Origin of the sequence: Pseudomonas putida (assembly GCF_028682175.1) — a bacterium.
GTDB lineage: Bacteria > Pseudomonadota > Gammaproteobacteria > Pseudomonadales > Pseudomonadaceae > Aquipseudomonas > Aquipseudomonas putida_AD.
The window spans coordinates 20,658-38,150 of record NZ_JANHKS010000023.1; the positions used below are offsets into that span (position 1 = coordinate 20,658).

Annotated in this window: 28 protein-coding genes; 11 read left to right on the top strand and 17 right to left on the bottom strand. The window is 57.9% G+C overall.

Features of this window, described 5'->3' with window-relative positions:
* Positions 1–114: 114 nt before the first annotated feature.
* The 11 genes from gvpU to NPS29_RS16710 all read right to left on the bottom strand — a co-directional run bounded on the left by gvpU (position 115) and on the right by NPS29_RS16710 (position 6,425).
* The gene (gene gvpU, locus NPS29_RS16660) at positions 115–582 is read right to left on the bottom strand and encodes a gas vesicle accessory protein GvpU (RefSeq protein ID WP_274133835.1); all 468 of its coding nucleotides are present in this window, start codon (positions 580–582) and stop codon (positions 115–117) included.
* 154 nt (positions 583–736) lie between these two features.
* The gene (locus NPS29_RS16665) at positions 737–1,120 is read right to left on the bottom strand and encodes an antiterminator Q family protein (protein ID WP_274133836.1); all 384 of its coding nucleotides are present in this window, start codon (positions 1,118–1,120) and stop codon (positions 737–739) included.
* 2 nt (positions 1,121–1,122) lie between these two features.
* Positions 1,123–1,437 carry a hypothetical protein gene (locus NPS29_RS16670; RefSeq protein ID WP_274133837.1) on the bottom strand — a complete coding sequence of 105 codons (315 nt, stop codon included), beginning with the start codon at positions 1,435–1,437 and terminating at the stop codon, positions 1,123–1,125.
* The gene (locus tag NPS29_RS16675) at positions 1,434–2,735 is read right to left on the bottom strand and encodes a tyrosine-type recombinase/integrase (RefSeq protein ID WP_274133838.1); all 1,302 of its coding nucleotides are present in this window, start codon (positions 2,733–2,735) and stop codon (positions 1,434–1,436) included. Before NPS29_RS16675 ends, NPS29_RS16670 begins: the two co-directional genes overlap by 4 nt.
* Positions 2,732–3,163, bottom strand: coding sequence for a VRR-NUC domain-containing protein (locus tag NPS29_RS16680; RefSeq protein WP_274133839.1), 432 nt, complete (start codon positions 3,161–3,163; stop codon positions 2,732–2,734). Before NPS29_RS16680 ends, NPS29_RS16675 begins: the two co-directional genes overlap by 4 nt.
* Positions 3,164–3,269: 106 nt before the next feature.
* Positions 3,270–3,470 carry a hypothetical protein gene (locus NPS29_RS16685; RefSeq protein ID WP_274133840.1) on the bottom strand — a complete coding sequence of 67 codons (201 nt, stop codon included), beginning with the start codon at positions 3,468–3,470 and terminating at the stop codon, positions 3,270–3,272.
* The gene (locus NPS29_RS16690) at positions 3,463–4,122 is read right to left on the bottom strand and encodes a replication protein P (RefSeq protein WP_274133841.1); all 660 of its coding nucleotides are present in this window, start codon (positions 4,120–4,122) and stop codon (positions 3,463–3,465) included. Before NPS29_RS16690 ends, NPS29_RS16685 begins: the two co-directional genes overlap by 8 nt.
* On the bottom strand, positions 4,122–4,892 hold the full coding sequence (locus NPS29_RS16695; protein ID WP_274133842.1) for a helix-turn-helix domain-containing protein: 771 nt from the start codon (positions 4,890–4,892) through the stop codon (positions 4,122–4,124). The genes NPS29_RS16690 and NPS29_RS16695 overlap by 1 nt, the downstream gene beginning before the upstream one ends.
* A gap of 11 nt (positions 4,893–4,903) precedes the next feature.
* Positions 4,904–5,563 carry a phage regulatory protein/antirepressor Ant gene (locus NPS29_RS16700; protein ID WP_274133843.1) on the bottom strand — a complete coding sequence of 220 codons (660 nt, stop codon included), beginning with the start codon at positions 5,561–5,563 and terminating at the stop codon, positions 4,904–4,906.
* 153 nt (positions 5,564–5,716) lie between these two features.
* The gene (locus NPS29_RS16705) at positions 5,717–5,914 is read right to left on the bottom strand and encodes a hypothetical protein (protein ID WP_274133844.1); all 198 of its coding nucleotides are present in this window, start codon (positions 5,912–5,914) and stop codon (positions 5,717–5,719) included.
* A 70-nt stretch (positions 5,915–5,984) separates the two neighbouring features.
* The gene (locus NPS29_RS16710) at positions 5,985–6,425 is read right to left on the bottom strand and encodes a hypothetical protein (RefSeq protein ID WP_274133845.1); all 441 of its coding nucleotides are present in this window, start codon (positions 6,423–6,425) and stop codon (positions 5,985–5,987) included.
* 107 nt (positions 6,426–6,532) lie between these two features.
* On the opposite strand from NPS29_RS16710, the gene NPS29_RS16715 reads away from it, so the two are divergent.
* Positions 6,533–7,399 carry a LexA family transcriptional regulator gene (locus NPS29_RS16715; RefSeq protein WP_274133904.1) on the top strand — a complete coding sequence of 289 codons (867 nt, stop codon included), beginning with the start codon at positions 6,533–6,535 and terminating at the stop codon, positions 7,397–7,399.
* A gap of 51 nt (positions 7,400–7,450) precedes the next feature.
* Here the strand turns inward: NPS29_RS16715 and NPS29_RS16720 are convergent, their stop codons facing one another.
* Entirely contained in the window at positions 7,451–7,768 is a 318-nt protein-coding gene (locus NPS29_RS16720) for a DUF1654 domain-containing protein (RefSeq protein WP_274133846.1), read from the bottom strand.
* 700 nt (positions 7,769–8,468) lie between these two features.
* On the opposite strand from NPS29_RS16720, the gene NPS29_RS16725 reads away from it, so the two are divergent.
* The 4 genes from NPS29_RS16725 (at position 8,469) to NPS29_RS16740 (ending at position 10,331) form a co-directional block, all read left to right on the top strand.
* A complete protein-coding gene (locus tag NPS29_RS16725; RefSeq protein ID WP_274133847.1) occupies positions 8,469–8,741 on the top strand; it encodes a hypothetical protein in 273 nt (90 codons plus the stop codon).
* A gap of 668 nt (positions 8,742–9,409) precedes the next feature.
* Positions 9,410–9,745 carry a hypothetical protein gene (locus tag NPS29_RS16730; protein ID WP_274133848.1) on the top strand — a complete coding sequence of 112 codons (336 nt, stop codon included), beginning with the start codon at positions 9,410–9,412 and terminating at the stop codon, positions 9,743–9,745.
* Positions 9,742–9,936 (top strand): hypothetical protein, encoded by a 195-nt coding sequence (locus tag NPS29_RS16735; protein ID WP_274133849.1) that lies wholly within the window; start codon positions 9,742–9,744, stop codon positions 9,934–9,936. The genes NPS29_RS16730 and NPS29_RS16735 overlap by 4 nt, the downstream gene beginning before the upstream one ends.
* Before the next feature lie 68 nt (positions 9,937–10,004).
* Complete coding sequence (locus NPS29_RS16740; RefSeq protein WP_274133850.1) at positions 10,005–10,331, top strand: hypothetical protein; 327 nt, start codon at positions 10,005–10,007, stop codon at positions 10,329–10,331.
* 26 nt (positions 10,332–10,357) lie between these two features.
* Here the strand turns inward: NPS29_RS16740 and NPS29_RS16745 are convergent, their stop codons facing one another.
* On the bottom strand, positions 10,358–10,729 hold the full coding sequence (locus NPS29_RS16745; protein ID WP_274133851.1) for a hypothetical protein: 372 nt from the start codon (positions 10,727–10,729) through the stop codon (positions 10,358–10,360).
* Here NPS29_RS16745 and NPS29_RS16750 point away from each other — a divergent pair.
* Entirely contained in the window at positions 10,728–11,489 is a 762-nt protein-coding gene (locus NPS29_RS16750; protein WP_274133852.1) for a hypothetical protein, read from the top strand. The two genes, NPS29_RS16745 and NPS29_RS16750, sit on opposite strands and share 2 nt — an antisense overlap.
* A gap of 376 nt (positions 11,490–11,865) precedes the next feature.
* Here the strand turns inward: NPS29_RS16750 and NPS29_RS16755 are convergent, their stop codons facing one another.
* A complete protein-coding gene (locus NPS29_RS16755; RefSeq protein WP_274133853.1) occupies positions 11,866–12,066 on the bottom strand; it encodes a hypothetical protein in 201 nt (66 codons plus the stop codon).
* A gap of 281 nt (positions 12,067–12,347) precedes the next feature.
* Positions 12,348–13,019 carry a hypothetical protein gene (locus tag NPS29_RS16760; RefSeq protein WP_274133854.1) on the bottom strand — a complete coding sequence of 224 codons (672 nt, stop codon included), beginning with the start codon at positions 13,017–13,019 and terminating at the stop codon, positions 12,348–12,350.
* 212 nt (positions 13,020–13,231) lie between these two features.
* On the opposite strand from NPS29_RS16760, the gene NPS29_RS16765 reads away from it, so the two are divergent.
* Together NPS29_RS16765 and NPS29_RS16770 are read left to right on the top strand one after the other, a co-directional pair.
* Entirely contained in the window at positions 13,232–13,777 is a 546-nt protein-coding gene (locus NPS29_RS16765) for a DUF4406 domain-containing protein (protein ID WP_274133855.1), read from the top strand.
* On the top strand, positions 13,774–14,739 hold the full coding sequence (locus tag NPS29_RS16770) for a hypothetical protein (RefSeq protein WP_274133856.1): 966 nt from the start codon (positions 13,774–13,776) through the stop codon (positions 14,737–14,739). Before NPS29_RS16765 ends, NPS29_RS16770 begins: the two co-directional genes overlap by 4 nt.
* A gap of 114 nt (positions 14,740–14,853) precedes the next feature.
* On the opposite strand, the gene NPS29_RS16775 is transcribed toward NPS29_RS16770, so the two are convergent.
* Both NPS29_RS16775 and NPS29_RS16780 read right to left on the bottom strand, forming a co-directional pair.
* Positions 14,854–14,988, bottom strand: a complete 135-nt coding sequence (locus NPS29_RS16775; protein ID WP_274133857.1) for a hypothetical protein — start codon at positions 14,986–14,988, stop codon at positions 14,854–14,856.
* Complete coding sequence (locus NPS29_RS16780; RefSeq protein WP_274133858.1) at positions 14,985–15,302, bottom strand: hypothetical protein; 318 nt, start codon at positions 15,300–15,302, stop codon at positions 14,985–14,987. Before NPS29_RS16780 ends, NPS29_RS16775 begins: the two co-directional genes overlap by 4 nt.
* A 483-nt stretch (positions 15,303–15,785) precedes the next feature.
* On the opposite strand from NPS29_RS16780, the gene NPS29_RS16785 reads away from it, so the two are divergent.
* Genes NPS29_RS16785 through NPS29_RS16795 form a run of 3 tightly spaced genes read left to right on the top strand, consistent with a single transcriptional unit; the run spans position 15,786 to position 17,483 of the window.
* The gene (locus NPS29_RS16785) at positions 15,786–16,286 is read left to right on the top strand and encodes a hypothetical protein (RefSeq protein ID WP_274133859.1); all 501 of its coding nucleotides are present in this window, start codon (positions 15,786–15,788) and stop codon (positions 16,284–16,286) included.
* A 14-nt stretch (positions 16,287–16,300) separates the two neighbouring features.
* A complete protein-coding gene (locus NPS29_RS16790) occupies positions 16,301–16,495 on the top strand; it encodes a DUF4224 domain-containing protein (protein ID WP_274133860.1) in 195 nt (64 codons plus the stop codon).
* Between the two features lie 10 nt (positions 16,496–16,505).
* Entirely contained in the window at positions 16,506–17,483 is a 978-nt protein-coding gene (locus NPS29_RS16795) for a tyrosine-type recombinase/integrase (RefSeq protein ID WP_274133905.1), read from the top strand.
* Positions 17,484–17,493: the final 10 nt, after the last annotated feature.

The following is a 17,493-nucleotide window of genomic DNA, read 5'->3' on the forward strand; positions in this document are numbered from 1 at the left end:
CGATCGTCCCCGGACCTTACCAATCTAGATCTAGCGGCAGTGCCATAACGAGAAAGGCCAGCTCTGGATGAGCTGACACTGAACTACATCTAGTGCATGTTTGGGCAACATCCCCTAAGACATGCTCAGCTCGCCAAGAACAAAGCCTTCAACTGCGGCAATCTTTCCTCTCCAGTAGGTTCCTGTGTCAGGAAACAGCTGGTTGCCACCATGGTGAACCCTGGCGTTTTGGAGGTGAAGATATTGGGCTGGGGAACTAGGCGTATCGGCCTCATCCGGCGCCTCAAAAGCCAAAATTCTGGTTCGCAGGGCCTCCGCAGTCTCAGCATTCTGACTGGTGAAAGGCGCTGAAAAGTCGTCAGCTAATCGTTCGAAGTAGGCTTTGTGAGGTATGAGAGTTCCGGTGATGACGCTTCCTCCGATCGTAAGCGTGATCCCGATCCTCAAATTCGTGTCGTTCAAGAACCCGACGAGCCACTGCAGCAGCCAGTCGGTTTGTCTGCCGTCCCACTCGTACTTTAAGTTTTTCACATCGGCAAAATATTCAGCGTCTGAGAGATTTTCTTCGACTTTGTCGCTCATGGATGGCTCCTTGCCATTGAATGAGCATCAGGTATAACTCGAAATCTAGAAACAAAAAAGCCCGACACATTGGCCGGGCTTTCGAATGGGTGTCGCGCTTGAAAAGCTGAACACCGTTGCATGAAAGCAGGGTTATTCCATATGGACAACTGTTTTATGCAGCTTCCCGAACAGTTTCCAGCACACAGTCAATCCAGGCCACGCCGGCCTTGATGAGCTCGCGCGCCTTCATCTCGCTGACTTGGTAATGGCGACCCACACGAGCGGCTGGCCACTTGGCGCCGTAGTAGAGCCAGATCATGTCCCCCATTTGCTGCTCGCGCTTGCACAGCCGGGCGACCGCCGCGTCAACAGCGCAGGCGAGGTCGTCAGTAATTGTGTACCCCTTCGACTCCGAGGGCATTACATCACGCATGAGAGCCCACATCGGAGAGGCGTAGCTGGGCACTCCCATGCCATTCATGCGCCAGAAGCCCCATTGCTCGAGCATATGTTCGGTGTCACCCAGCGGCCGGTGCAGCGGTTTACGTGTGTTCATGGTCAGTCCCCTGTGTGATTCGTGCCGCCAGCGCCCCGGCGGTTGTTCTGTTCGTACTGCTCATGGGCGCCGCCGATTGGGTGGCGGGCCCGGTTCAACTCGGCGGCCATGTTGCGCAGCTTCATGTTCAGTTGCGGCACTAGGTCTTCCAGTGGCAGCGCCTCACCAGTCGCCTGGCACACCCAGCCGGATGCGTGGCAAGCGGTGCAATCCAACTGGTGGAAAACGCCGCTGACGACGCCGCTACCGCGACAGGTGCCGCAAGCCATCAGCGGCTTCAACTCCTTCCGAAAGGCGGGGCCGTGACTCTTTTTCATGGTTTCAAAACCTCGCCATTCACAATGTTTGAATCTGCCTCGCAGCCCGCGCCGTACATGGCCTGCGCAGGGTTTTGCGAATCTTCATATTGGGTGTCTGTCAGGTTGTGAATCGCCTTGAAGCCGCGCTCATCTAACCAGTTGTGCCACTTCACCAGGGCGGCCAGACGCTGCTCGCGGGCCTGGGTATTGATGTAGGTGCTGGCGATCTTGCCCAGCGAGTGGTTCAGCAGCATCTCGCCGATATGGCCGTCGATGCCCAGGTCAGTCCATGCGGTGCGGGCCACCTTGCGCAGGTCATGGCTGGTCCACTCGCCCTGACCTATGCGGGTGAACACGGCGCTGGCCTGGCCCTCACTCAGTGCCCGGCCACGGCGCGACGGGAACAGGTAAATGCCATCGTAGCCCTGGGCGATCTGCGCGGCCCGGTAGCGGCTCAGCATGGCCTTTGTCTGGTCGGTCAGCGGCAGCCGATGCTCGGTGCGGGTCTTCGTGTTCTCGGCGGGGATGAACCACTCGGCGTCCGGAATCGAGATATCAGCCCAGCGCGCCTGCCGCGTCTCCCCTACCCTCGTGCCATGGCAGAGCATCATCAGCGCCAGCATTGCCTCGCCTGGGTGCTGCTCAAAGTGGTCGGCCAGCATCGGCACCACTTCACCCAGATGCACGCCGCGCAGCCGGGCGGCCTTGGGGACGATTCGGGCCTTGGTGAAATCGACGAACTTGATCCCCGCCATCGGATTCGCTTCGATCAGGCCCAGCTTCTGCGCCTGGCGGAACGCGACTACCAGCAGGCCGAACAGCTGCCGGACGTAGGACAGCGACAACACCTGCTGCGCCGGCCACATCAGTTCCTTGTCGAGCACGGCGGCGGTCAGGCTGCGGATTGGCACAGGCTCAAGACGAGGCTTGAGGTGGCACTTGATTGCCGATAGCGCGCCCGTCTTGCGCTTGGCCGACAGGGATCGATCCCGACTCATGCGGTCGCCGTACCAGTCCAACAGCTGGCCGCACGTGGACAGCCCGCCGACGGCGACTGCGGCGTCAGGATCATGCAGCAGGCGCTGGCGCAGTGCTGGCAGCTCGGCCACTACCGCAGCGGCGCCCAGCTCCGGCCAGCGAGCGATGTGATTCCACGCCTTGCCCTTCACCAGGTACCACGAGCCGCGCTGCCGGTCCTGGCCGAAGCGCAGGTACAGGCCGGGGTGCCGCGGGTCACGCAGGTCGTGCACGGCCAGATCGGCGGCCTGCCGGCGAATCTCGGCATCGGAGAGTTTCACAGCGCGGGTCTTGCTCATGCGGCCACCACGGTTTTCGGAAGTCGGAGGTATGCCCGCAGGTGTTCCATGGCGTCGAAGTGCCCCCGGCACACAATGGCGAGATAACCCTGCTCGTTCAGCCGGCGGATGCAGTCGTGCTGGCTGGTCGAGACGGCGGCATCGTTGGGGGGCGTGGCCTTGAACTCGATGTACAAGCCGAAATACCCGCCGCGGGCCATCGGCAGGACCAGGTCCGGTATCCCTGCTTTTACGCCCTGCTCCTTCAGCCTGCCGGCCGTAGCCTTGTGGCGATGGCCGCCATTGGGAACGTGGTAGATCAGTTCTGCCACCTCAGGCAGGGCGAGCGCGATCTCCCGCATCAGCGCCGCCTGTTCCAGGCCTTCACGGTCGATGGGCTTGGCGCGGGCTGCCCTGGGCTTGAGAACTTGCAGATTGGCCTGCCTCACAGGGCACCCTCGAACTGGAATTCAACCGGCGCCACCTGTTGGGAATACGTGCACTCCAGCACGGTGACGGCGCGGCGGGCCAGCGCAACCAGCGCGATCATGGTTTTCATGGGTAAGTCTCCCAGAGGTCAACGATTTCGTGGGTGGCCGGCCACTTCGCCCGGGCATAGCTGGATGCTATTTCGCGGTCAGCAAACAGCGCCTGAGGCTGCTCAGGCTCGTCGGTGAGGTCGATCTTGTAGGCGCCGCTGTACACGGCGAACTGGTAATTGCTAGTCACCGGCGGCGCGAGCATCGGGTTACGCATGGCGACCGCCGGCACGCATGGCGCGAATCTGGGCCAGCGCACCATTGCCGATCTCTGGAGTTCGGCGTGCTTCGGGCTTGGCCGGGAGTGCCAGGGGCATTTTTTGGAGCGGAAGACCGGCGACCATGTGGCGCACGGTGATCACGTAGTTGCGCTCGAAAAGCTTGCGTGCAAGCGAGGTCTCAAGGCGATTGAGCGATTCGAAACCGCATTCTTTCGCCGTGTGCCAAACCGCATCGTGCGACCAGTTAGCCTGCCCTGCCATGGCTGGATGAACATTTCTGCAGGCCTCTCGAAAGGCGACTTCAAGCGGAGGGATGCCCAGCATTTCAGGTGTGGGCTGGCACATTTCAACGAACTCGCCAGCGCTTGGGGCAAACGGCGTGGCGAGCTTCCGGCATTGCTCGATTCCGAAACGGACCTGCTCGATCCGCTGGATCTTCTCGGCCATGAACGCCTTGGTCCATGAAGCCTTGGCGGCCTTGAGCGATTCGTCATCGGGCCAAGCCTGCTTCCACGCTGGAAAGATCGCCATCAGTTCACGGAACAGAGCGTTGATGACTTGGACGGTACCGGCGTCGGCCTTGAGGGGTACCACCTGCGCGGGCGCCACGTTTGGCAGTTGCTGCAGCATGCTCGAAACGGATTTCATCACAGACCTCCCAGGTCATCGCCCCAACTGGTGTCATCGAAATCAGGTGCCTTGCCCTGCCCCGCAGCCACTGCACGCTCGCGCTTCACCCACTGCACCAGCCGGTAGCACCAGCCAGCGGCGGTATCGACGGTGTTGGGCTTGGCCACATGAAAACCCTTGAACTTGCGAACCGCCGCATCTGGAACGCCCTCACCGACCAAGCCGGCAATCGCGATCTGGTCGGCCAGGGATTTGGCAGGTGGCACCCAGGCGGCGAACATGGCGAAGCGCTGATCAACTCGGCATTCGGCGGCTTGTCGCTCTTGCTCGGCAACCTCGTCAGCAAACTCGCGCTGCAGCTGCTCTTCGGTTCCTTGATGGTTCAGTGACGGATTGGGTGCAGCTGCTGCACCCCGTTCTGCGTTTTCCTGCACCCCGTTCTGCTTTGAGCTGCACCCCGTGCCGTTATCTGCACCCCGGTCCTTACGAGGTGCAGCATTTGCACCCCGCTTCATCTGAAGGTCATACACCACAGGGCGGCGGTCGCGACGGTCGATGTAGGCTGCGGCGATTGCCTGGTTACCTTCGGCGATGAAGCCGGCTTTCTCCAGCTCATCCAATTTCAGGCGTACGGTGCGCTCGGACAGGCCCGTGTCTTCCGACAATGTGTTCGCAGAAGGAAACGCCCCACGGCCGTCGCTACCGGCGTAGTTCGCCAGGCACAGCAGCACATGGCGAGCGGCCGGATTTTCGAGATCAGTCTTGCGGAGCGCCAGCGCCCAGGTCATTGCTTGAACGCTCACAGCGCGGCTCCAATGTTTTTCTCGGCCAGCACGGCCAGACCTTTCGGGGTTACGAGGGGTTGAAACGCGACACGCTCGATACCGGTTTCGATGTCAGGCTTGAGCGAGGTCACTTTGTGTTTGAGGACGCCGGACCTGATGCGAGGCTCCATGGCGATCCAGCGGGTAGAGCCACCACGGCGGTAAATCCAGCGGTTGGCCTGCATCCAGTCGAAGAGCTTGTGCGGCGGGACGCCGAGCTGTTTGGCGGCGTCGGTGATGCAGATCGCGCCCTCGGCGGCGGCCAAGCGACGGATGGCCGCGACCTTGGGGGCCTGCAACTCGATCACTCCGAGCAGACGGCTGTTCTCGCGGGCTTGGTCGGCAGCGAGTTGCAGAGCCTCGGCGTAATTCGCCGGGATGCGCGGCGCGGCCTGCTCTTCAAGTTCCTGCCACCGGTCAACCAAGCGGGCCGTGAACTCAGGACTGAGCTGGGCAACCACCACGAAGCTGTCACGCTTGCCGATCAGGTAGTGTTTCCCCGGGCGGCCAACGCTGGCGGGGTATTCCTCAATTTGAGGGGAACTGATAACCCGGTCGCTGACCAGGGTGTCGATGGTGCGCTTCACGTTGTCGTGGCGCTTGCTGGTCAGGTCGGCGATCTCGCGGGAAGACATGACCTGACGCGCCATGTTTTGAGGCGCAGGGAAAACTGATGAATCAGTGGGGCTATTGCTCTGGGTGGCCGTGGTGTGCATAATCGGACCTCACAAGTGTTGTTGAAGAAGCCGGTCTAGCCACCGGCTTTTTTATTGCCTGCAATTCGGCTTTCAGTCTTTTCTTCGGAACGCTTGAATGGTTCCCGTCATGGATTTCGGTCTGGTTCGCTCTCTGAGCTTCCGCTGCATCCCAAATTTGGCGGTCTCGGCTAGGGTCAAGCCCCTTCGCTTCGCCTCCTCCTCCAGCACCAGCAAATCTTCATCGTCGATCAAATCTCCGAGATCCATGCCCTGCTCTTGCTCAGGCATAGGCCCTCCTCTTTCTGCGGGTCGCTCTCGGGTACCTCTCGGGTACCTACGCGGGCCCTACTGAAATGCTTTAGGCAACCCGGCTGCCAGACTTAGAATCGGCAACAACATCACCCAGCCAGGATTTGAGAACTTCGCGGGCGAGGGCTGATTTGCTGGTGCCGTGAATCTTCGCGGCGCAGGTCAGGAGATCCTCGAACTCGTCATCGAGTCGGACCTTTATCTGATTGATGTGCTTACGGTTGGGGCGTGGATCTTCTGGCATTTGGTCTTGCTCCTTGCGGGTGATGAAATGTTTAAGCAGCAGATTTTTTCGGATGAGCCTCAGAGAGAAGCCAAGAAGGTTCGAAGGGCTTTCCATTGGCGGACGCAAGGGCGGCGATTCTCTCTGCGTACCGTGTTTCACCTGTGTATTCCGTGCGTGGAAGGCAATCAGCGGTAAGCCATTTGTAAACGGCGCGCGGCGTTTTCTCGCATGCTTGGGCAACCACCAGAACGCCGCCGGCGTCATCGATCGATTTCCTGAGCGGGCTCATGTGGCCTCCAGTCAAATATGAACTTACAGTACATATTATGTCGGAACTGAAAGTACATGCAAGGGCGTGCGATATTGAACCTATGGTTCAGATCGAAGAGATACGCACCGCATTCTCCACCCGCCTCAAGCAATCACTCACCGCAAAGGGGATTGATCAATGGGGCGCGGGCGCGCGCCTTGCAGAAATTGCCAAGGTCACGCCGAAAGCAGCCAGCAAATGGCTTAATGGCGAGTCGTTGCCTGGGCCCGCAAAGATGCAGGCGATTGCGTCGTTCTTGGGTGTAAAAATCGAGTGGCTTCAACACGCATCTGGGGATGGGCCAGGCCCTTTTACAGATGCAGGCGACCAGAACGTACTGCAATCGAAGTCAACCTCAGCTGCCGATAAGATCCGGGAGATGTTGGCCGGAAAGTCTTTGGGTGAAGACCGCCTGCAAAGACTGCTGGCAGTCGCTGAGGGTGAAGAGCCTGAAGGCGCTGTCGAAGTGCTGGTGAACGATGCCTACAGGCCGGGAAAGGTCGGCGATGAGGTGTGGATTGCCCACTACGATGTGCGCGGAGCGCTTGGCGGAGGCGAGGTAGCACATGACTTTCCCGAGATGCTTCAGGACGTTCGCGTCAGCCCTTCGCAGCTTCGCTCAATGGGGGTCGAGTTCAAAGAGCACTATCACTTGAAGGTGATAACCGGGTGGGGGCAGTCGATGACTCCGACCATCAAGCATGGAGACCCTTGCCTGGTGGATATCAGCATCAAGGAATTCATTGGTGATGGAATCTACTACTTCTCGTATGGAGGATTCCAATACATAAAGCGCCTGCAGATGAAGGGTAAAGATAAATTCAAGATGATCTCGGACAACCGTAAACACAAGACCGAGGATATCCGAATCGAAGAAACCTACATCCAAGCACGTGTGCTGTTCGTATGGAATGGAAACCTGGTCTGATTCTGACCACGCCTGAAAAGCCCGCCACCTCAGCGGGCTTTTTTGTGCCCGTCAGAAAGGTGCTGCCTCTTCGGCGTCGAAGGGGTCAGTAGCCTGGGCTGGCGGTTCATCATCCTCTGAAGGCTCCCACCGCAGAGTTATCGACGCATCGTCATGATTGTGCGTCAGCTCGATCCCGTCCGCTTCCGAAATCGCACTCACAATTTCGTTCCACTCCCTCTCCCCGTCTGTATCCAGACGGTGAATTCTGACCTCGCGCCTTTCCTGCGCAATCGGGTGGTTAATCATCGACGACACGCGGAGCGATAACCGCTCCATTCCGCTCATTCCGCTGGGCTGTGGGGGTTTTACTTTTCCGTGGACAGCCATACACGCCTCCTTCCAAAACACTGTATATACATCCAGCAAGCGGTGCCGAGAATAACGAACCTTTGGTTCCTCGTAAATCCCAAATTTGACCGCGACTCAAACGATCAGAACAAAATATGTACTTTTGGTACTTGACTCAATTTGAACCGATAGTTCATATTTACTCCATCGCCAATGACAACACGGCGAAGGGGCGGCGCCCCGCCGCTCTTTCAAAACCTGACGTGACCACCGCGACGTACCCATTGGGTCGGAACAAGCTAAATCGTCGCCCACGCAGCCTCTGGATAGCTGCCGGACTCGCCACATCGCGAGAACGCCAAACCATGCAAGCCACCTGGGAAGAACACCGTTCACGAAATGTGTGACCTGGGCAGAGATATGAATCCGGCGATGCGCGTGGAGAGGACCAAACACCATAGGAGGAACCAGGCAATGAAGTAGCCAGACCAGCCGGCACACGGACCGGCAACCCACGACGGACTGCCCACCCCACCGGGCCGCCGAGCTGCAGTTGACTGTCGTGTAGCGAACACAGATCCCCAAGACCATGCCGCCGAAGTCGAGATAGGCGACGTGAACAGGGAAGCTCAAGGCCGAACAGCCAAGCGCGCAAAGCCATCGGCGGCAGAGCGCGAACAGATTTCACTGGCAGCCCTTCTCACGAGGGGCTGACGGGAAATCAACCGGAGTCAGCAGCATGCAAATCAACCAGAAAAAAACAGTGCAGGTCGACGTCACCCTGCTCAAGTTGCACCTCAAGGTCAGTGATCGCTTCACAGCTGGCCTGGTCGACGCCCAAGGCGACGAGGTCGGAAGTTACGAGGGCTATGTGCCCGGCTTCTTTCCCGGCGATCACTACGGCGACTACGTGGAACTGGATATCGACCTGGAAACGGGCCAGATCAAAAACTGGAAAAAGCCCGCCGCGGCCGACATCGAGAAGATGCTCGACGCTGAAGACGAAGACTGAACCATCCTCCTGCGCATTCACAGAGTGCGCAGTGGGATGGCGAAAGCCTCAACGAAATTGCCGCTTCACGGGCCTACGGCAATCTAAATAATCAGAGACCCCGTCTGAAGGTTGGAGACCTTCCCGACCTCCTTGGAACGCTTAAACGCAGACCAGGGCGCATCGGAGAGTGAGCGAAGCGTGCCCGAGCGGGCTGCACCGGTAGGATCGCAAAGCCCCGTGAATGTCCTGAGCCGGTGAAGCAAGACGGCCAATACCAAAAACCCGGCGGGAAACAAGCAGGCGTAGCGACCTGGTGCTTCGATCACTCTCCAATGCGCTCAGATGCAAGGCAGAACCTTACAACTCGCAGAACCGCGCGGATGAGCACACACCAGCCCCGGCTGGCCCCCTGTCTCCAACCATCCCGTTTTCCCGGATGGTTCACTCTCACACGGAGGATTTGCAGCCATGTAGCACACCAGCGAGCCCGGACTACCGCCCCACACGGCTCCGGGGTAACGGCCAACGTACGGAGGCGTCGTTGAGCCAGCAACAGAACAAAGCCCGGTTTCGACTGGGCTTTTTTTCACCTGGCGTTTACCCGCCAGCACTCTTCCCGGCGCCCAACGGCAAACAGCCGGCGGCCAGAGTGCTGACGAATACACGCAACCCACAGAGGAAAGGACATGAATCAGACCATTCAACAGCAGCGCGCCATCCTCGATGTGCTGCGTCAGCGCACCCAGGCAGCCACCGCTGAATTCAACGCGAAGCCGCGCTTCGTGGTGGTGCCCCATCAGAACAACCTGTTCGGCGTGCTTGATCGCCAGACCGGCGTCGAGCGCGCCGAGGTCGCTGGTCACAACAGCGCCTGCCGGGCAGCCCAGAGCTTCGAAGACGTCTCCGAGTTCACCCAGGCCGCGCAGGTCACCGTCGGCACCGTTGCCCGATTCACCCTGCGCTGGACCGTGGTCTTCTGCCTGATCACCCTGGGCTTCGTTTTCATGGGGCATCAGTCGTGAACTTCGTCCCGCAGCCAGACCCGCACAAGCAGGCCATCGCCGAACTCAGCGCCCAGATCGACCATTACCTGGCCACCGGGCAGCGTATCCAGCAGATCCCGGCCGGTGTCGGCGCCGACGTCCCTATGTTCGGCACCACCAGCCGCACCCGCAAGAAGAAGGCCAGCGCCAGCGATGCGTCGAATCAATAAGCGCGTGCACCAGCGCCGCCGGCAACCCTGGCTGGAACTGCCGGCGCACCAGATCAAAGAGGCACCAGATGGAAAAGTCAGCAGCTGCCAGGCACTCGGCGGATTACCGAGCGCGGCAGAACGAGATCAAGGCGAAGATGGGAATCGAGACCCTGAAGATCGAAGCGCCGGCCGGCACGCGGTCGGGCATGGAAACCTCGATGAAGGAGCACGGCTACAGCCAAGTGCAGGAACTGTGGCAGGACCTGGCGCTGTCGTTCCTGGCAATGCCGCACGAAGAGCAGGTACGGCGCCTGCGAAAGCCTGACGCAAAAGCTTTTGTTATCACGCCAAAACTAGCGCGTCAGTTACGCAAAAAAGGAATGGCAGAAGCCGATCCAGACTACGACGCTTAGCTTGCCAGACCAAACCAGTCAAAAATTTATCCCACGGCAGTGACTATCAATCCAGCGGTAACAGGAAGGGCCAGGTCCTTGATCCAGCTGATTTTAGACTTTTCGCTGGGCACTAATGGATGCGGGCTCAAGCTGACCAGGTTCGACTCAAAGTCGATATTGGAGGGCCCCTTACCGTCTACCTGCTCCAGATGAAGGGCATCCATGTTTCCGGTGAATGCGTTATCCCTGATTCTGACGCCATCTACGGCGCCGCTAATTCTTATCGCTGTAGGCCTTTGAGTATTACGTTCATCGGGCATCGCAAAATCCTCGTTGATCGACGACCTTTCCAACTCAACTTGATACCCCATCCCTATACAAATTGCCACCATCCCACATGCATAGAGCTTTGCCATGAACGCAGAACAACGTCACCAAGAATGGATCGCACAGCGAAACGCCGAAGAAGCCAAGCGTCGTGAGCGCGCGGCGGAATGCTTGAAGGACCACGAATACACGGTGCTGGCTGACACAGATCAGTTGAAAGCGTGGCGCTGCAAGGCACCAGGCAGCACCGCCTATGCATTCGACATTCTTATAACTCGCTTTGGCATCGCGAGTGTCGGCGACATTGACGGACTGACATTCAGCGTCGGCCTCTCCTACGGAATTGAGTTCCTGGCCGGTAAAGATATCGGCTACTACATCCACTCAAAACTCGAAGGACACTGTCGCGAGCGTGAGTTTGATGAAGACGCCTTCCGTGCGGCGCTGGTGCATGGCTTGTGCAGTCAGATCTGCGAAAGCACCCGTAGCGACGAAGAGTACGAAGCGCTGCCCGAATGGATGCGTAACGACGTCGGACCGGGGGAAGCTGGTCGCTGGGATGAGCTTTGCGAGTTCGTCGAGGCAAAGCATGACTCGATCAGCTACGGAGAGGACGGGCATGACTTCTGGGACGGCTTGAATGATCGCCTGGAAGAGGCCACCTGTATCGGCAGCACCGAGGAAGCATTCTCTTTCATGAGCAGCAATTACGACGAGCTTGGGCTGGGCTGCGATTATTGGGAGATCAGAGTCGACAAGCCGCGCGAAAGTCTGATCAATCGGCTGTACCTGATCAATCACGCTGCCAAGGCGATTGTTGCCCAGCAGGCTGAAACCAAGGCCGGCTGATCACACCACCGCATCAGCCGCCACCTCAATAGCAATGACAGCCGCAGGAGTTTCAGCTAGCTCTATCGGCCTCCACGGACTATCGCGCCAATAAGCATTGGTGCTCAATATCGTGGGCAGTCGATCGCCCGCGGCCCTACAGTCAGCAAGCCACTTTCGCGTTCTGTCTACGTCGAATGAAAGCTTGTTTATGGCCCTTTCCGCGAGAAGCGCAATGGCCACCAAGTATGAGCCGCAGCGGTCACAGTTGACCCCTTTTAATTCGTGGCTCACTTCACAAAGCTGAGCTGGTTGGTCACACACGTAGCATTTCAATTGATGCCCCCCATACCAGCCTGTCAGGTACGCAACCACTCTAGCGAGAGTGGTTGAGATTTCAAGCAGGGTAATGCAGCCCATCCGCAGCCACTTCAATCGCGATAACGGCTGCGGCTGCATGCTCAGCACGAACCTGGTCAGCAGCCAGCCTCGCCGACACCGCCTCGGTCAGAGCATCGATATCAACTCCCTGGCTGCGCGCTTCCACCAGGACGTATCGCAGCGCTATCTCAAGCGCTTTCTCTCTGTATTCGCTCATGACCTTCTCCCTTCCTGTGGAGAGGTAAGCGTAGGCCATTACCCACTCGCATGGAGTCGACACATGAGCCAGCAGCAACAGATTCTGGTCGGCGACTGCATCGAGATGGTGCGCGATAGCCGGCGCCGTCAGTTCAAGACGGCCGACCGTAACGGAAACGCTCAAACACTTCACCGATGAAGACCTAACAGGTGGCCACTGCGTACGTCCGGACGCTAAGGGCCTGCCCCCGCGTGTACTTCGCGCTGAATCTGCATGCGCAGGTGGCTTGATGGTCGCAGCTATAGAGCAATGGCTTCGATGAACGCCTTGTCCTCAAAGACCATGTAGAAATCTACGCCCTCAACTACACGCTTAATCATTCCGAAAGATTGAGAGCTTATCTGCCCATTTGCTTTCTCGTATGTGAGCTGAAGTTTCCATGGCTGGTCGTAAGGCAGGGCGCCTGAAGACCTAAATCGCTGCGAACCACCTGTTGCCAACGCCGAAACTTGCATACCGGGCAATGCCATGTCTCTGCCAATGAAGTCGGCAACGACGTTCCGACAAAATGGACCATGGTTAAGAATGTTGAATGTGTCGTGGAGCTCACCATTCAGATTAATGCTTCCAGTATGGTGAACCTGCAGTAGAGGCTCCAACGAGCGTTCGTGGTTCTCTAGTGCAGACTTCTGCGCATCAACCAATGCAGTTTGCTGCTCAACCGAGGCCTTCAATTCCTCCGCCTGCATTCGCAGCGCATCTGAGCTAAGACGAAGCTCCTGGCCTTGCTGAATGAATCCCAAAACAAGCCAAAAAAAAGCGACTGGGCCAAAGACGCCTGCCAAGAAATCTCCCAGCTCATTGAGTTTCAACTCTTTGAATTCGGTAAGCCTCAGCGCAACCGTGACAGCGATTACTAGCAGGTAAGTAAACGTCCCTGCAATTCCCCATAACTCTAACTTCTTCCCCATACCCATAGCTCCTTCATGCCAACACGGCTGATCGCGATTATTCCACAGGAGAGTCAACCATCATGACCCCCCATCTCAAGCGCGGCCCTCGCCCGCGCCACAGATCTATGGCGCGCCGCCCAAAGCCAACCGCCCGCCGCCTGATCAACCCTAAGTAACCTATTTAGGTTACATCTCGAAAAGTAACCTGAATCGGTTACAGGGATATCGCCATGCCAAATGAAAAAGTGAAACGCCAGCCGCAACCAATGGGCTACGTAAATCGCGAGGATGCCCGCAACCTTGAGGCCGGTGTTGCCGACTGCATGCTGATCATGCGGAAACCGACTGGCCGTTTCGAGCGCCCAGTATTTGCCCAGCCCGCAGTGAACGATTCCAGCCAGGCGGATTTCGGCTGCCCCGTTCCGACCTCAGCAGCGCGCTCAGGCCGAATTTACGTCGCGGGACCGATGACGGGTATCGCTGACTACAACTTCCCGGCCTTCAACGCGGCGGCGGCAATGCTGAGGGCAAAGGGCTGGATCGTCGAGAACCCCGCCGAGCACTCGCTTGCTGATGGCCTGGAATGGGCGGATTACATGGCCTACGACCTGACACGCCTCGGTCTTTGCGGAGCCGTTTACCTGCTGCCGGGGTGGGAAAATTCGAAGGGCGCGACGATTGAAAAGAATCTGGCGTGCGCTTTGGGAATGACCATTTATTTCGCCAACGCCGCCGACCAGGGCGATGTGGGCACGTATCCGCAGGAGGGGTTATGAGTCAGGAATATCGAGTGGTCCCAGCAGTACTGCTGGAATCCGCCTTGAAAACATTGGCCGTTCTCGCGCCGGGCAGGTTTGCCGTGGAGACTGAGCTGCGGGCTATAGTTGACGCGCCTGTGACGCCTGATGCTGTGGAGGTCGAAAGCGTTTCTGACTTGCTGCGCGCTCACAGCCTTGGCGAGTTCTCGAACGAGAGCGGTTCAGAGACAGTTGAAGCGATGTCTTGCAAATCGTACGACGATTTCGGCCAAAACCACGAGTTTGAAAGCTACGGGTTCGGTTATCAGCAAGCCATGTACGAACAGGGTGCATTGCTTTTAGCTCTCATCTCCCGCGTGCAGATCGAGAATGCGCAGCTTCAGCAGTACAGAACCTCCTACATGGACTGGCATGAAAAGACCGAGTCCCTTCTGCAGGGTTTTGAAGCCGGCGAGCTTGGACGGCATCGTGCGGACGTTTTAAGGTCACGGTTTCACAAGCTCCAGGCCGAGAACGCTGCCCTCCAGCAGCGCCTGAACGTTGCGGATCAGCGCATAGACGATTTGGAGCAGGACAAGGCGCGGCTCGATTCCCTCGAGGCGAACTATTGGGACGTGCGCCATCACAGCACCCCGATTGCAGACACCGGCGACCACAGCACCAGCGTCGAGATCATCGGGCACTGGATGGATAGGCCGCATGCGCGGGTGATCGGCGAGAACTACAACGAGAACCTGCGCGCGGCCATTGACCAGGCGATGACAGCAGACGCCTACCCGCCAGCCCGGCCGGAATATCCAGAACTCGATGCGACACTCGCCGAAGAGGACTGGCATATGAACCCGTGCAAGCAGGGTCACCGCGATGTAGGCGCATGCCAGGGCAAGGCCTTCTGTCACACCTGCGACGAGAAGATCACGGCCACCAGCACGCAAGAAGCCTTCGAGCAGTGGAACGCCTCCCACCCTGCCGCCAAGTAACCCCTCCCAACCCTATCCATTGCCTGCTGCGCCTGAGCGCGGTGATGACGACAGCATTCAAATTTTTGACATAAAAAAACCCGCCGAAGCGGGTTCTTTCTCTGGAAGATGCTATCAAGCAGCTTTCTTGGCGCCCACATGAGCTTCAAGAGCCGCATCAACGGCATCTAGCTTGGCTTCGATGGACTCAAGAATAGCGGCTGCTTTACGGGCAATAGCGGCAAATTCGAAGTCAGATAGCTTTTTCACTGGAAAGGCCTCGCGTCTAGTTGTTTCACAAATTCGTTAAGGGCATTCGCATCATCGGCGTCAATCGCCTTGGCAATCCCTTCCATGCAAGATACGTACTCATCAGCTTTTGCACCGGTTAGCGAGTCATCGATCTCACTAGCCAAGAAGCTAATCAGTGATGCCACCTCCCTAAACTGGGCTGCAACCTCAGCGTAGGTAGGGTTCTCGAGCTGCAAAACGCTAATGTGGAAATTTTTTGCCTGGTGCAACACACGGTTTGCTGCGTGAAGGAGAGCGTCATACAAATGACGTACAGCTTCCACTTTCTGCATCGGACTCATCCGTAATCCCCGGCAAATCATAAAAATGTCGCGGGATTCTACAGCAGGAACCTACCTTGTCAACCAAGGACACACACAATCAATCAGGAGCGCTACCGAGTCAATTACATTTTGGTGAATTCATTCATTGACCCAGTCAATACATCCACCTCCTTCCTGGACGCCCCACCCAATCGACATAGTTACGACATTAGCCCTTTTGTGCAGTTCCGCAATGCCTATTTGCGACCAATCAAGGAGTGTTCCGCGCGCTACTGATATGTCTATCGGCGGATGAGCGGAAACCTTCAATACGGTACACATAGATATTCAGTTGGTGTGAGATTGGCAGATTACAAGCAGCGCAAGCATAAAAATACTATAAATCTATAAAAATCAGTTATTTAGCAACAGAAGAAAATTTCAGCCCTAATCAGCCTAACCCCTTCCCTATCATCCACATGCCTGCCGGTGTACGGCGGGCGAGGTATCGCTATGTCTCGAAATATCCAAACCCGCGAGGGTTATGAATTCTGGGATCGCCTCAACGCGATTCCAAAGTACGGTTTCCTGCTGAACGATCAAGGTAACGGAGTAGTCCGGGCCGAGGGTGTCGGCGACTGGATTGAGCGTCACCCGGCGCAAGTGGTGGTCGATGACGCACAGGCGGAAGTGAATGGATTGCGCGAACAGAACGCCAAGCTTGAGCTCGACCTGAAGAAAGCGAAGAACATGATCAAGGAAATGGACTTGCTGTTCGGCCGCAATCTGCTCGCGATGCGCTGCGCCGTCATTGAGTGGGAGCACGGTAAAGGCGCCAAGGACGGGATGTCGTGGATCTACAACACGTTGCGCGGACCGGGCGAGCTGCCCCCCGAAGATGCAACTGACGCGCAGACTCACTTCGACAAAGAGATTGTGGCGATTGAGCAAGGACTGGATGAAGCCCACAAGGTCCGCGAATCGCTGCGCCCCAGCCTGATCAACCCCGCATAGCCCCGGAGATAGCCATGTTCCTGACAGCAAAAGAGGTGGCCGACCTGACGGGCTATCTTAAACCGAGCGCGCAGATCAAATGGCTGGACGCAGAACGATACGGATTCGCGGTCGGTGGTGATGGGCACCCGAAGGTGCTGCGCGAAGTGGTCGTAGCGCGCCTGGGTGGGATTCAATCGAAGAAAGGACCGCAACTGCGGCTTGCATGAGGAAGGGAATATGCGCCCTCGCAAAAAAGACCGGCATCTGCCGGCGTGCATGTACTTCAAGCACGGGGCTTACTACCTGGTGCGCAAGGGGAAATGGAAACGCCTGGACACGGACTACCAGGCTTCCCTGATGCTGTACGCCCGGGAGAAAGGGCGAGTTGGGAAAGGAGGCATGGCAGAGCTAATTGACGACGCTCTGGCCTACATGAAGCCGAAGCTGGCAGCCAACACGATCTCGCAGTACGAGGCGGCCGCCGAAAAGCTCAAAGACCAGTTGGCCGAGTTCGAGCCGCGTGACGTGCTGCCGCGCCATGTGGCCGCCATCAAAATGCACGGCGCGGCCACGCCGAACATGAACAACCGGGTCATCTCGTTCCTGCGCATGGTTTTCGCCTACGCGCTTGAGAAAGGACTGGTCGACTCGAATCCGTGCATCGGCATCAAACGGCACGCCGAGAAGAAGCGTGACCGATACCTCAGCGACGCCGAGTTTCACGCAATATGCGGAGTTGCCAGCGACAACATGCGGTCAATCTACGAAATGTGCTACCTAACCGGTCAGCGCATCAGTGACGTGCTGAACATCCGCCTGGCTGACATCAGTGACGAGGGCATCTACTTTGCGCAGCAGAAGACCAAAGCCCGACTGATTGTCAGGATGACGCCAGACCTTGAGGCGCTGATTGCCAGGATCAAGGCTCTACCTCGGAAGGTTCGCGGCCTGACCCTGTTCACCGCTCGCAGCGCGGGCAAGCCGGTCAGCTACGACACGGCAAAGCAGGCGTTTCGGGTGGACTGCCGCAAGGCCAAGGTCAAGGGCGCAACGCTCCACGACCTGCGCGCCAAGTCCCTGACGGACACCGACAAGCAGGGCAATAACGCACAGAAACTTGGCGGCCACACGGACGCAAAAATGACCGCCCGTTACCTGCGGCTGCGCGAAATCGACATCGCTGAGCCGCCGACATTGCCGAAAAAATCCCTGTAGTATTAGACGA